The sequence below is a fragment of the Shewanella sp. VK101 genome, assembly GCF_056497865.1.
Genome location: NZ_CM151402.1, coordinates 706,359 through 720,741, shown reverse-complemented (window position 1 = coordinate 720,741; position 14,383 = coordinate 706,359). Strand labels below are relative to the sequence as shown.

11 protein-coding genes are annotated in these 14,383 nt (G+C 53.9%); 3 read left to right on the top strand and 8 right to left on the bottom strand.

Features of this window, described 5'->3' with window-relative positions:
* Positions 1-36 precede the first annotated feature (36 nt).
* From ACSHSR_RS03280 to ACSHSR_RS03245, 8 genes are all read right to left on the bottom strand, one after another.
* A complete protein-coding gene (locus ACSHSR_RS03280) occupies positions 37-1,068 on the bottom strand; it encodes a hypothetical protein (protein ID WP_208145549.1) in 1,032 nt (343 codons plus the stop codon).
* Positions 1,059-2,723 (bottom strand): hypothetical protein, encoded by a 1,665-nt coding sequence (locus tag ACSHSR_RS03275; RefSeq protein ID WP_479631244.1) that lies wholly within the window; start codon positions 2,721-2,723, stop codon positions 1,059-1,061. The genes ACSHSR_RS03280 and ACSHSR_RS03275 overlap by 10 nt, the downstream gene beginning before the upstream one ends.
* Before the next feature lie 49 nt (positions 2,724-2,772).
* Positions 2,773-4,680: a hypothetical protein gene (locus ACSHSR_RS03270; RefSeq protein WP_479631243.1), complete on the bottom strand. Its 1,908-nt coding sequence runs from the start codon at positions 4,678-4,680 to the stop codon at positions 2,773-2,775.
* 92 nt (positions 4,681-4,772) lie between these two features.
* The gene (locus ACSHSR_RS03265) at positions 4,773-6,620 is read right to left on the bottom strand and encodes a hypothetical protein (RefSeq protein WP_479631242.1); all 1,848 of its coding nucleotides are present in this window, start codon (positions 6,618-6,620) and stop codon (positions 4,773-4,775) included.
* 30 nt (positions 6,621-6,650) lie between these two features.
* The gene (locus tag ACSHSR_RS03260) at positions 6,651-8,570 is read right to left on the bottom strand and encodes an NHL repeat-containing protein (RefSeq protein ID WP_479631241.1); all 1,920 of its coding nucleotides are present in this window, start codon (positions 8,568-8,570) and stop codon (positions 6,651-6,653) included.
* Between the two features lie 23 nt (positions 8,571-8,593).
* Positions 8,594-10,339 carry a hypothetical protein gene (locus ACSHSR_RS03255; protein ID WP_208194541.1) on the bottom strand — a complete coding sequence of 582 codons (1,746 nt, stop codon included), beginning with the start codon at positions 10,337-10,339 and terminating at the stop codon, positions 8,594-8,596.
* 466 nt (positions 10,340-10,805) lie between these two features.
* Positions 10,806-11,285: a tRNA (N6-threonylcarbamoyladenosine(37)-N6)-methyltransferase TrmO gene (gene tsaA / locus ACSHSR_RS03250; RefSeq protein ID WP_020442393.1), complete on the bottom strand. Its 480-nt coding sequence runs from the start codon at positions 11,283-11,285 to the stop codon at positions 10,806-10,808.
* 181 nt (positions 11,286-11,466) lie between these two features.
* Entirely contained in the window at positions 11,467-12,225 is a 759-nt protein-coding gene (locus tag ACSHSR_RS03245) for a substrate-binding periplasmic protein (RefSeq protein ID WP_107005146.1), read from the bottom strand.
* Positions 12,226-12,647: 422 nt separating this feature from the next.
* Here ACSHSR_RS03245 and ACSHSR_RS03240 point away from each other — a divergent pair, with 422 nt between their 5' ends.
* From ACSHSR_RS03240 to ACSHSR_RS03230, 3 genes are all read left to right on the top strand, one after another.
* Positions 12,648-13,304 (top strand): quinolone resistance pentapeptide repeat protein QnrA3, encoded by a 657-nt coding sequence (locus ACSHSR_RS03240; RefSeq protein WP_024266192.1) that lies wholly within the window; start codon positions 12,648-12,650, stop codon positions 13,302-13,304.
* A 151-nt stretch (positions 13,305-13,455) separates the two neighbouring features.
* The gene (locus ACSHSR_RS03235; protein ID WP_045283442.1) at positions 13,456-13,731 is read left to right on the top strand and encodes a hypothetical protein; all 276 of its coding nucleotides are present in this window, start codon (positions 13,456-13,458) and stop codon (positions 13,729-13,731) included.
* A gap of 50 nt (positions 13,732-13,781) precedes the next feature.
* Entirely contained in the window at positions 13,782-14,216 is a 435-nt protein-coding gene (locus ACSHSR_RS03230; RefSeq protein WP_020442396.1) for an HNH endonuclease, read from the top strand.
* The last annotated feature ends 167 nt before the right edge of the window (positions 14,217-14,383 follow it).

Here is a 14,383-nt window from a genome sequence, read left to right as displayed (position 1 = left end):
CAACCGGCAGAATCCGGCTGTCAGTCTGCCGCTTCGCTACTGCTTCAGCTTCATCCAGGCGGCCTGGGTTTCACGACTGCTTCTTGGGTCCTTTGGCACCAGCCAAAGCAGCATCATATTCAGCAGTGAAGTCGAGAGCATAGCTCCCCAAAGCAGCATGAGAGAGAGTGTGATAAGGATATAACTGGCGTAGGAGTCCATAAAGGACAGGGCCAGACTGATCACCACACCACTCCCGGGTAATAACAGCAGAGTAATAAACAGCATCAAACATACCGTCTTGGCGACTGACCACCCCAGATTACGAGCCCTGCGACTGATAATCCTGTAGCCGAAATAGAGGCTGGGCAGTAACCAAAACATGATGAGCGTCCCTGTCCCCTGCCCTTCAAGCCGCAGCAGAGAGCGCAACGCAAAAGAAGGGGAACCGGAAGTTTGCACCATAAAGATTAGCAATCCGAGAAACAATCCGTTGCAGATCCCCAGTATCATACTGCTGCGAAAGAAAGCCAACGCCGGCGTCTGACGATCGGGATCGCACCCCTTACGATGAGCCAGCAAAGGGTGTTCCGGTTCAACTTTTACCAAGGGAGGACGAAACAGGTAAATCAATAACTGCGCCACCAGCCAAACAACAGCGCAGCCCAAGGCAAACATCAAGCCAAGCCAAGGCATAGTCTTGTCAAACTGGATCATGCTCAGTAGCGTTGGATAAGAGAAGCCGAACAGGATGTTCACCAATGCCAGAGGCACACCTCCCAAATACCCGAACGCCCGTCGACCAATAGCAATATGCGCTGCCAGCAACCCCGCACCTATGCTGAGTTGTAGCCCTGTTGCCAAGATAGCCAACAGTGAAATAAAGAAGTCGACCTCTTGGATTGCCAGCAGCAGTGAAGGTGAGAACATGTACACCAGTTGCCACTGATAATGGATAGCCAGTATGGGCAGCAGCGCAATAAAATAGCGACTCCGGTCGCGGGCTTTTTCCGCCCCGCCAAACTCTGGCTGAACAAAGAGATCGCTAATCACCCTCGCCATGCTGTTGGCCGATTGTCTCAATCCCATTCCTCATCCTCCTCGGTATCAGAGTGCAAGCTCAAAAATGCTTGCCATTCAGGGCTGTTGCCATGGCGCAGACTCAATTGATACAAGGCATCGCCTTCACCACCAAAGAAGTTTTCATGGTCAACATCCAGTGCATTGCCGTATTCGGTAATAAGAGGCAGGTACTGCACATCCTGTAATCCCAACTGCAAGGCACAACTGGCCAGCGGCGTCCCCCAGTTGGCGCCATCACATTGATCACTGCCGTCAAAACCGCGGCAAAACTGCTGCAGAATTTGCGCCATCAGCGGCAAGGCTTCGGCATGACAGGCTGAACGTTGGAAAAAACTGGCCTCATCCCATTGCTGTTTGCCATCGGTAAACCTAAAGGCCAAGGTCTTGCCGTGCAACAGCTTGCTGCAATCCTGAGTCAGTGACTGCAGTTGCCGCAGCGCGTCGAGTTGGCCTTCGGTACTTTCGAGATCGGCAACCTTTATCAACGTATGTCCAAAGCATTGCAGCGCCTGGCGCTGCGCCTCACTCAGCCTCCAGTTGTGCTGCCAGTGACAGGACTCCAGGGATAACGGGATAGGGCTGCCTTGCCACTGTGCAGGCTCAGGGAAAGGGCAGCGCAGCAGTTCTTCGCGATCCGAGAAGATCAACTCTGTACCTACATGCAGCAGTTGCCCCTTTGCCAAGAGGGTCAAAGGCGGCGTTTGCGGATCCAATGCCAACCTGACCCCCAAACCATCAGACCAACTCAGCCACAGCCCATCGGCCTGCCAAATAGAAGTATCCAACTGTTCGAGATGGAAAAGCGCATCCTCTTCGTCTTCACAAAGCCGCACAACTCCGGCCTCCGAGCGCTCACCATTGTCGAGATTGAGCCATTCAACTCCAATGACAACACCCGCATCTGTCTCTCGAATCACTGGGATGGCCGCCAGGGCTCGTTGCGGACAAACCGCAATCGCCCCAGGTTCAGGGTCCCATTCAAGCACTGAATCGTCCAGGGGAAATACCTTGAACTTCACTCCTTCGCCCTGGATATCAATGCGAACCATGTAGTGCAGTTCTTCGTCTTCATCTATGACATGCATAAGCAGGCTGTTGTCCGGCCCGGCATAAAGACGTTGATTGAGATTAGTGTTATTCAAACAAAAGTAAGGCCCATCCTCATCCAGATAGTCATAACCACCGCCAAAACAATCTTCATCATACAGCTGGGCTGAAATCTCGCTGACAGCGCCAACTTCAGGAATAAGAGGCAGGCGTTGCATGGTTAAGTCCGTATCCTTGTCCATCTCATAAAACAGCACCAGCAAGGCATCACCATCACTGTTGACAACACCCTGGACACTACCAAATTTGCTTTGATAATCATGCAGTAAACGGCATTGCTGCTGCGCGGGATCGTACAGATAGAAAGCGCCAAATTGGTTGCCAAAAACACAGGCGCCATCCCGGGTTTGCCCTTTCAGGGTCACCAATCCCTTGGATGAACTCAACTCGGCAGCCCAAAGCAGTTCGGTGCCACCTTCATCGAACGGACGCATCTGTATTAGATGGAGAACCGGGCCACCTATATCAGACTTTACTTTCAGCAACCTGGGGCCCAATTCGCTGGCCCGGGCGTATCTCTCTGGATACGGGGCAAAATCCAAAATCTCAATCACAAAACAACCCTTTGTTATTTATGATAATTACCTTTGGTTAATCATCATTTCATTGATAATCGTCTTCATCCTGACGGCTCATTTCATATGGCAAGCGGCGGGTAAAGTCCTCGCTATCAGGGGTATCGGCATACTTGCCGAGCAAGGTATCCAGATTGCCATCCTGTTGGAAAAACAGCTCATGATCGACATCGATACAGTTGAGGTATTGGGCCACCAGCGGCAGATATTGGCTGCCGGCCAATCCCAATTGCAACGCACAGTCGGCCAGCGCCGGCTTGCTGGAGTGGGGATCGCTGTAACAGTAATGGAGCCGCTCATTGGCAATGAATAGCCCCAGCAGACGCGCCATATAGTTCCGGCCTTCCAATTGGAGGGCCACAGCCTCAAAGAAGCGCGCCTCATCCCAGCTTTCGTCGGCATCATAAAAACCGAGGCGCAAGTCTTTACCCGACTTGAGCGATTCAAAATCTGTCAATGCCCGCAGCACCAGCTTGTCCAAGGCCTCAAGCCTCGCACTCGCTGACTGCAGATCCCTGACTTCGATTCGCGAAAAACCGAGCAAAGGGGGAACTGTATCCTGTACCTGGGCCAGGGCATGGAAGCTGCTCCATTCTGTCTGCTGTAATTGCACAGCAAAGCTCGCGTCCATGGCGGCGGGCGCTTGGTTCATCTGGCTGGCCAGATCCAAAGTGGGGTTGGGATTGACGCGCCACAGATAATGCCAGTCGGTCAGCAAAGCTCCCTTGCCGAGGAGCTTCATGCCCTCCTCGTCGTATAAGTCATCTTCGCCATCCGGAAGATACAGGGGTGAGCGCCACTGTCCGTCCAGAGAAACCTTGCGGGTCGCACCGCCATGCCAGCCAAGCCAAAGCGCCGCTTCGTCATTGCAGTAGGCAATATCATCCAGCTGTAGCCAGAAACGCCCCAGGGCCTCTTGCCAGTCGAGATTGTCGACATCGGCCGGAGCCAACAGCATGTCGGCGTCATCGGCCAGTTGCTCACGGGTAAATTGACGCACGCAAAAACGGCCTATCTCGCGGCCAAGGCGCAAGTCGATGCGCTGCAACTGATACGCCAGCGCCTCGGTTTCAGCATCAGCTACCCGGCTCAACTCCATGGCCGGCAGGATAAGCTCACCACGCTCACTGTCCAGCGCCAGGGCACACTCCCAGAGCGCTTCATTCCCCGGCGGATTGGGCAGAGGCATGGCCACCACCTGCAAGGGCTCGGAATAACGGCCCTGCCATTGAACTCGGTTAATGTTACTACCTACGGGGTCACTGCCCACGAGGTTACTACCCACCAGATCATTGCCCACAAGATCATTGCCGACGACAGCCATAGGGTCCAGCCGCAGCAAAAACTGCCAGGCCTGGGACCGACGATGCCTACTGCGGTGGCAATGCAGGATCAAGCTGTTATCCGGCCCGGCATAGAGGCGATCGGTAAAACTCAGCCCCATGCTATCCGGCAGTCCGGTCTCATCGACCTCGGCCCAAGGGCTGCCCTGATTATCCACCTCATCATTCAGCTGCATGGCAGCCGAGGGCGAGAGATCCCTGTCCTCCAGCCAGTGCCAGAGCATTAAATCGTAACAGCAGCGCCGGTCATTTTCGCCCAGTGATGCCAGGGTTCGGCCATCACTCAATACCGCGACTTTGAGATATTCCATCCCGGTATGAGCCAAAAACTCCTGCTGCCGACGCGCCAGATCCACCAAGTAGATACAGCCCTGCTGATCCCAGATAACGCAGCTCTGCTCACGCCCCGGCACTCCATGGAAACAGCCACTGACCTGCATAGTGCCCTCGGCCATGGGAAAGTCTGTGCTCCAGACGAGCCGATAACCCGAGCCTGTATCTGCCGCTCCATAGAGATACAGGCTCGGGCAGCCATTGTCCGCATCGATATAGATGAGTTTACCGTCGCCAACCGGCGAGCATGTGAATGACATATTTCCTCGTTCTTCAGATCATAGGGCTCTGGCTTTAAGCTGGGGCGACACACTTGAGACAGAGCCACACAAAGCGTGTTGTTGCATTGACCTCAGTCCAGATAAGCCCCATCCTCGAGGCGAAGCTCGGCAGGTAAGAGGTCGTAAAACTGCTTACCCTCCAGGGTATCGGCATACTTCTCCAGCAAGTCCTGCAAATGGCCGTCCTGCTGGAAAAACAACTCATGATCCAGATCGATACACTTAAGGTAGCGCGCCACCATAGGCAAAAATCGACTGTGACTCAAACCCAGTTGCAACGCACAATCTGCCAGCGCCGGCTTACCCAGTGCCGGGTCACTAAAGCAGTTGTGGCATGATTTGTCGCGTATGAATGAGAGCAGCAACTGCAACATCAGATTCCAGGCCGGCTCCTGAGTCACGACGGCTTTAAAAAATTGCGCTTCATCCCAGCTCTCATCGGCATCATAAAATCCAAAGCGCAGGTCTTGGCCTGATTTGAGAGATTCATAACCACGCAAGGCCTCGCTCATCAAGGTCGTCAGAGCCTCGAGTCTGGCACTCTCGGATTGCAGATTGTTGACCTCAATCCGTTTATATCCAAGTAGAGGGGGGATCTCCTGCGGTTCTGCAGTTGCACTATTTAAGCTGCGCCAGTATTCGCTGCTTGTAGCAATGTCGCAGCTCGCTTCCATGGCAGCCGGTTCAGTATCTAGCTGGCTGGCCGCATCCAAGGCTGGATTGGGGTTGAAACTCCACAGATACTCCCAGTCGGTCAGCAAAGCGCCACTGCCGAGCAGATTCATTTCATCGGCATGGTATAAATCACGCTTGCCATCGGGGAGATAAAGGGGCGAGCGCCACTGCCCGTCCAGAGAAACCTTGCGGGTCGCGCCACCATGCCAGCAAAGCCAAAGTGCCGCTTCGTCATTGCAGTAGGCAATATCATCCAGCTGTAGCCAGAAACGCCCCTGCGCCTTTTGCCAGGCCAAATTGTCTAAATCGGCCGGGCCCAACAGCATGTCGGCATCGCCGGCCAGTTGCTCGTGGGTATAATGACGCACACAAAAACGCCCTATCTCGCGGCCAAAGCGCAAGTCGATACACTGCAACTGATACGCCAGCGCCTCGGTTTCAGTATCCTGCGCCCGGCTTAACGTCATTGCCGGCAGGATAAGCTCGCCGCGCTCACTGTCCAGCGCCAGGGCACACTCCCAGAGTGCCTCGTTTCCTGGCGGATTGGGCAGTGGCATGGCCGATAATTGCAAGAGTTCGGGATAACTTCCCTGCCATTGAACTTGGCTAAGATCACTGCCCACAACAGCCATGGGATCCAGCCGCAGCAGGAATTGCCAAGCCTCCGCCTCATCGCGCTCACTGCGGTGACAGTGCAAGATCAAACTGTTATCCGGCCCGGCAAAGAGGCGATCGGTAAAACTCAGCCCCACTCTGTCCGGCAGTCCGGTCTCGTCGACCTCGGCCCAAGGGCCGCCCTGATTATCCACCTCATGGTTGATACACTGAACGGCTGAGGGCACGGGAACATTGCCATCCCGCCAATGCCAGAGACAGACTTCGTAGCAATAGCTAGACTTATTTTCACCCAATAATGCCAGGGTTCGGCCATCACTCAATACCACGACTTTGAGGTTTGCTATCCCAGTTTCGGCGAGTAGTTGCTGCTGCCGTTGCGCCAGATCCACCAAATAGAGGCAGCCTTGCTGATCCCAGATAACGCAGCTCTGCTCACGCCCCGGCACCCCATGAAAACAACCGCTGACCTGCATAGTGCCCTCGGCCTTGGGAAAGTCTGTGCTCCAAATGAGTCGATAGCCAGAGCCACTGTCTGCCGCTTCATAGAGATACAGGCAGGGGCAGCCATTGTCCGGGTCAATATAGATGAGTTTACCGTCGCCAACCGGCGAACTTGTGAATGACATACTTCCTTATCCTTTTCTCATCAATGACAGTTACTTATAGTCATCATCTTCGTCAAATTCGTCATCGTCGTCATAGTCGCCTTTCTCGCCCAGCTTAAACTCCGGGTCGTTATAGGGGCTTGGGACCGCCGCCAGGAAAGCCGCCAGCTCTTGCGAGCCCTGATGTTCGGCAAAGATCACTTTCAAGGTGCGATTGATATGAAATGGATGCACGGGCAAGGCACTGAGAACATTGAAATAGTCCGCGAGTTGCGGCAGTGCCTGCCTGTGCTGGCTGAGCGCCAAGGCAGCCTCGGCCAGCACAGGCCGCCCCTTGGCTCCCAGCAAACACCTGGCCTGGGGCAGACGGCAGTATGCCGCCAGGATGGCCGCTATCAACTCAGGCCCCTGCTCCAGACGCACGGCATAGTGGAAGAAGTCGTATTCACTGTGCCGATTCCCCAAACCATCGACAAAGGCAAACCAAAGCCTGCCAGGCTCAGTAACTGCACTATGGGTTATTTTCTGCTTCAAGCGGTCAAGCCAGCCGGCTCTGGTTGCTACTGGGACTCTGGTTGCTACTGGGGCTAAGGGCGCTCCGTACGCCTCCCCCAGGGTCTGCTCCAATTTGGGGAGCACCACCAGTAGCTGCTGCAAGAGTTGCAACCTGCCTTGATTTGATGTCAGATCGTCACAATAGAGAGTCACCCTGCCACTGGGGCAAGGCTCGGCCTGTAGTTGGCTGGGAATTTGCAGCGGCTTGGGTTGATAGCTGCAGCAATTGAGCGGGCACTTTTGCTGTTCGGCAGCCAGCAGGCTCTGGGGCACAGCAGCCTGGGAATCGATGTCGACCGAGTAGTGACTGGGCTCATCGAGATCACCGAATGCCAACCAGAGCCGCCCTTGGTTAACCCCCTTAATCATGACCAGATCACCACCATAGTGGCTCAAGGGGCGCCACTGCCCCGCCGCATCTTGGCTGCCCAGTTGGTACAGAGGGGAAAGCCTCTCGCCCTTCGGTGACACCTTTTGCATCACACCCCCTTTCCAGCCCAGCCAGAAGACTTGCTCCTGCTCGCAAAAATAGCTGCAAGTCAGGCTGTTGATCAGTTGCTGCCACTCGTCGTTATCCTGGTGGGATATCTCACCGGCGGCAATCCGCTCCAGCGCTTCCTGAACCGCTTCGGCATCATATTCATCACAGATATCGGCCATGGACGGCAAACGCACCCCGGCATCGATTTGACGGCCGAGGTTCATATCTATCAGCTGCAACCTGGCTTCGTAACGCACAGGCTCGCCCTCGGCCTGATGACGGCTCACGCCATCGGCGGCCAGGGTAGTGATAAGGCCGTTGGCACGGTTCTGGAACCAATAATCCTGCGGTGAAACCTGCACTGGAGCCGGTTTCCCCGGCAAAGGCTGTTCGGACCAGGTTTCGTTTGACGGGTCAAAATACACCAGTTGCTGAAAGCGGAAGCGATAACCGCCATGCTCATTGCGACCATAAAAGGCCACTCGTCCATCCCGGGTCAGAATCAGTGACTCAGGCTCGATTTCGGCACTCACAGGCCAATGCTGCACCGGCTCCATGGCCGCGAGATCGACCTTGAGCAAGCTGTGGCCGCGGCGCGCAGCGACGCCCACCCGCCCGACCACCCACAGGGTCTGTTTGTGGCTATCGAGCCAGGCCCCGGGGGTTCCGGTGATTTGCAAATCCAGCACCAGCTCACGACTGCGCGCCTGATAATCGCAGACAAAAAGCAGTCCAGTTTGGCCCAAGGCCAGAAAGCGAGTGTCATCCAGCCATTGCAACAAGGCCAGCTCGCCATCCTCGGTTCCCGGCAACTCACATTGCCACAACAGGGTGTCGGCCTCATCAGCGCTCTGGATAACCTGAATAAGCTCAGGGCCGATAAAAAACAGCTTGGCCTGTTGCAGGCGGATATTGGTTCTTACATTGGCATTCATTGAGTTATTCCTGTGATTTGCAATCAGGCGGGGGAAATCGGCCAGGGCAAATCCTGGACAAAACGGCGATATTGGCGGCTCTTGAGCAGCCCCTGGCCGTGGCGCCGTTGAATAAGCGGCACTGAGTGCTGTTGATGGAAGGCGGCGCCTGGACCATCAGCCAGCATATTGAAGTAACGGGCCAACAAAGGCAGATAAGCTATGTCATCACCGGCCAGCGCCAGCACTGTATCCGACAAGGCCGGCTTGTCGGCGCCGCTGCGCAGACTTGCCGCATCAGGATAGGCCAGCAGCTTCTCAACGGCTTCGGCCAACAGCTCGGCGCCGCCCGGCACAACTATCAGCGCGGCCACAAACTGCGCCTCGGTCCATTCACTGCCATTTCTGTCATTAAAGCGCCACTCCAGGCGCTCACCCTTGGCGCTGTTTGGTAAGTCGGCCAGACGGCTGACCATCTCTTTGGCGCTGGCCAGCAAACACTCCCCCAGTTCCAGATAATCGGCCTCAATAATATTGAGCCCCGCCTCACCATGGGCCAGGCTCTGCTGCTCACTCATCACCAACTCAGGTTTAGGCCAGAAGTAACAGGGCAAACTCTGGCAATCGGCGTCCCCTGGCAGCATGGGCGTGACAGTACTGGTATCCAGTGCATATATCTCGAACCCCACCAGCAACAAACGATTAGCCGTGGGTGAGGTCAATTGATAGTCATAGTGGTCAAAGGCAACCAGGGCAAAGGGATTGGCTTCGTCGCCGGGGAGTGGGCATTCGTTGGCGCAATAGCGAGGCGACAACGCCTTTAGGCGGAAGTGTTCCTCTGGCGCCAGATAGCCCTTAATCAGCTCGCCACTACGCAACCTCAGCCAAAAAGCGGCTTCATCCCGGCAAAGGCGGATACCGCTCAGCCCGTCAGACAGGCTTTCGAGCGCGTCAGTCAGCTCTTCTTCATCACAGGCATCTTCACCGCTCCTGAGCGACTCAAGCAAAGTGGAAAACTCATCCGGATCCAACAAGCCATCATGGCTGTCAAACCAAAACACCGGCTGTTGCCAAAGCACGTCAAGGGATTCGAGTGCCACCAGTTGCAACTGCAACCCAATGCGTGGACTGTCACCGCTCTCATCCAACAGACACTCAGAAACCGGCAATAAGGCCAACTGCCGCTCAGGGCAAAGGTGTATGCTCGGGTAACGGCGAGCTTTAAGCAGCGGTTTGCCCTCAATCCGGTGAAATTGGCTCTGGCCGTCGACCACATTGGTGCACCAGAAGCCATGCTCCCGCTGCGCCAGAGAGCCGAATTTACGCTCATAGAATAAAAAACAACCGTCACGGCGCCGCACCATGGTGCTGCCAAGGCGGCGATTATCCAGATATTCAGGCAAGCAGATATCCTTAATCGGTCGCCAGTCGGCCAGCGACCAGCCAAGAAGACAGGGATATTCATCATCCCCTCTTGGCTGCTCGGCCACATACCAGAACTCGCCTCTGTCTTTATCCAGCCAACCATGACCATAGATGCCAACATTTGGCAGATTGACCATCAGCCGAGGCCCGGTTTCGATATCACCGGTATAGATCTGCCCGGAGCAGGTGGCGACCACAAATTCGCTGTCGCTGTAGAAGGCGCTCAGCACCACTTCATCCTCGGCCTGGGGCAACTCATACTGCCAAAGCAATTGCTGACGGCCATCAGCCAGCGGCGTCAACAGCTGCAACTGCGGGGCACCAGTCTGCTTCGGGGAATGTAAAATCCATTTGGCAGCAGTCATCTGAGACTCCTGTTGTTCACAGTAAAGAGATAGCCGCGTCCGCAAATCGAAGTGGCATAATGAAATAGCCCCAAAGCACCCATCAAACATAAAAACAACTTGGCATGGCTAATGGGGCTTGCCAGGTGCGGATGCAGAGCAAATAAAGGGGAAGGTAACGCTTGGCCTAGATTAACCAGAAGCCTAATGGGAAACTGAACGACAATAGCAGTTTTCAAAACAATCCTTTTCGATAGCCTTAAGGCCTGGGCCCATCCAGGGCTCACAGATGTAAGCTAGGCAGCACTATTGGTTTATGCCCCCTAGAGTAAAGAGAGTGAATTTTGACGCTCAAACCGCTCCATGACAAGCTTGAAAGCCATTAAAGTGATGCCAATCAATAGCAAGTAAATAAAAATGAAACAGCAGATGAACATGAAAAAGGCTTTTATGCTCATCACTGCCTCTTATCGATCAGTTAAAGTATTCAGGCAAATCTGTCGTCGGAAAGGGTTTGCAGTGGATCTTTGCCCTGTTCATACCAACCATCACGGGTATTTTGCACGCAATCAAATGCCTGAATATAAGGCTTGATATCTATGATGGGGGTGCCATTGAGCATATCGATTCCCTTAACATGAATGCGGTTGCCCTCTAAACGGTCAATCTCCAGTATCGACAGGCCTATGGGATTGGGGCGCTTGGGGGAGCGGGTAGCAAATACACCGCGCAGTTGGTTATCGAGAAAAGGTTTAACCTTGAGCGCGCCCTGCTTGCATTGATGCAGATGAAACAGCACATAAACATGAGAAAAACCATCGAGGTCCGCCAGCCCTTCGGCATAGTCGGGATGGATCACCAAAACCCCTTGATTATCGGCGACCTTGCTGCCCTGAATCGGCATATTGGCCAGTTCTGTGTACTGGGTTTCGGCGTGGCCTATGGCGGTAAAGCTGACAACTTGCATAACAACTCCGTTGCAAATACAGAATTGCAGTCTACCTCAGCTTGGCAAAGGGGTCTTCAAAGCAACTCACATTCTTAGGGAAGTGCTTCTTGCAAAGGACTAAGGCCATTTGCGGCTTACAGCCTTGCATCCAGACTTATAAGCCGACGCAGAGCACACATGGTATTTGTTTGCACCTTCCTTAGGGCAAGCTCAGCAAAGTTTCGCCGTGAAAGTACTGTTTTCTTAGGCTTATGCCCTCTTCAGAGTTCAACACCTGATCCAGGTTAGCTTGAAAGCGCATTACCAGTTCAGGCGGCACCTTGGCACTGAAGGCAAAGCACAAGGGCCTGTGACTCACCTTGACCAAGGGCTGTATTATCTCGGGGTCGTAGCCCCCGTGTCTCAGAGTGCTGAGTAAGGTTAACCTATTGCTGGACAGCAAGCTGGCCCGGCCGCTGTTGAGCACCTTGACTGCCTGCTCCAGGCTACTGGTACGTACCAAAAAAGCCGGATCGAAACCCTGGCTCAGCAGCAACTGCTCGCCGACATCTTCCCTGACGGTTGCCACCAGCAAATGCTTGGCATCCTCCAACTTGGTCAGCGCAGGCGCTGAGCGTTTGAGTGCATAGAGATTCAGCTCCAGGGTGCCAAGGCTGCAGGCCCATTGAAACAGCGGTTCCCTCACCTGAGTACGGGTTGTGGAAAACAGCACCACGTTATCGCGACTCCCCAACATATAGTAACCACGGGCCCAGGGCAGAAGTTCTATGGTCTGGGGCTCTGTACCTGTCCGCCGCCAAACGGCCCGCAGCACATCGGTGGCAAATCCGGATACTTCCCCATTATCCAGGCTGAAGTTATAGGGTGGATACTCTTCCGTGAGATATCTGAGTTGACCAAGCCCCACGGCAGCCTGAACGCTGCAACAATAGAGCAATAGCGGAAGCAGCAAGCGCATAACTATCCCCCGAGACAACAGTATCTATTAAGTGTTGTCAAAGGCGGCTCAATATACAAACCCGGGTTTCAATGCTTAGTAAGCTTTTGTATTCATATGTTTTTCAACAAAACCGTTCGAAACGAGAGTCCTGGCATCCGGCAAGCCACGTCAGCAGCCCGTAAAGGGCTTGAATTATTTTTCACGACGCCTTGAGCATGGAACACACTTAAAGGCTCTCAAAATGTCAATTTACCCCCTTAAAATCGCGATTTAAGCACTTCTCAAAACCATGATTTTAAAGGTTTTATTTTTAGTGATATTCCAGAGTGCCGATGTTAGCCTGCAAAGGTTTTTGGGAAGGCGCCAACAAACCCCATGCTTGCCTGCATAGGCAGAGCTAGCAAAGAGAGTTAGCGCCCTCCTTGGTTAAAGGAAGCCGTATGGATATTATTGATAAAGTTTTTCAGCAAGAGGATTTCTCACGCCAGGATTTGAGCGACAGCCGTTTTCGCCGCTGCCGCTTTTATCAGTGTGACTTCAGCCATTGCCAGCTAAGGGATGCCAGTTTCGAGGATTGCAGTTTCATTGAAAGCGGCGCCGTCGAAGGGTGCCACTTCAGCTATGCCGATCTGCGCGATGCCAGTTTCAAGGCCTGCCGCCTGTCTTTGGCCAATTTCAGCGGTGCCAACTGCTTTGGCATAGAGTTCAGGGAGTGCGATCTCAAGGGCGCCAATTTTTCCCGGGCCCGTTTTTACAATCAAATCAGCCATAAGATGTACTTCTGCTCGGCTTATATCTCAGGCTGTAACCTGGCCTATGCCAATTTGAGCGGCCAATGCCTGGAAAAGTGCGAGCTGTTTGAAAACAACTGGAGCAATGCCAACCTCAGCGGCGCTTCCTTGATGGGCTCCGACCTCAGCCGCGGCACCTTCTCCCGCGACTGCTGGCAACAGGTAAACCTGCGGGGCTGTGACCTGACCTTTGCCGATCTGGATGGGCTCGATCCCAGACGGGTCAACCTCGAAGGGGTCAAGATCTGTGCCTGGCAGCAGGAGCAACTGCTGGAACCCTTGGGAGTCATAGTGCTGCCGGATTAGTTCAAAGGCAGACTCAAGCGACAAGCGGGTAAATATCACTTGAGTTCCCGCTTGCAACAGGGCAGATTCAGCTATAGCAGAGCATAACCGCCGAAATGCCGTTTCTCTGCTGTCGCAGCCGGCGTTATACCTTCCCTTCAAAGGAGGCATTATGAAGACTCAACTGCAAGCTGAACTGGCCCAGGTCAAGCGCTCTTTGGTAATCACTCAACTGCTTGGGGCCCCCGGCATGTTGCTCATAGGCCTGGCACTCTATGGCCTGGTTGTCGCCGAAGGTGATGCCTTCGCCCCGGCGCTCAATAACCCCATCAACTGCTATCTGCTGATCGCCATAGGCTCGGCCATCGCCCTCTGGGAGGCGTTGAAGGTCATCAAGCTCTCCAAAAAACAAACGCAGATCCTCAAACAGTTGGACGAACTCAACTAAGCCTCAATACCGGCAGGCCACCAAAAGCCTGTTATCAGGAGAGAAAGCCCATGGAACTGGAAATCCAAGTCACTTTTCGCACTGGAGACAGCATAAGAACCCGGCGTTACAAGAGTGAGCAAGGTGCCCTGCGCGGCATTTGGAAATGGCTCAGCAAGCATCAGGACAAGGCCGATATTCAGGCCAGCTTCTTTTCCCCCGAACTCGGCCACCGCGCCTTTGAGCATCCGGAGCAGCTCAGCGAGTTCGAGCCCAAAACCATAGATAACTTTTATCAATCCAGAGCCTGGCTGGCACTCAGATATCAAGTGCTGCAAACTCACGAGCACAAATGTGTAGAGTGCAATCGCACTAAAGCCGAACACAATATAGTGCTGCATGTTGACCATATTTTGCCCCGCAGCAAGTACCCGCACAAAGCGCTGGACATTAATAACATGCAAATACTTTGTGAAGATTGCAATCTGGGTAAGTTGGATAAATGATCACTATGACTTGTCGCCCTATTTAGGGTGAGGTATTCTGTAACCTGTTTGTAAAAATTGACTCAAGGAAGAGGGGCGGCCAGGGCTGTTGCAACAGGGACACCTCACAAAAATCGAACCTTTCCTTTATATATCAATTGTTTGACTCGACTCAAAAAATTTTGATC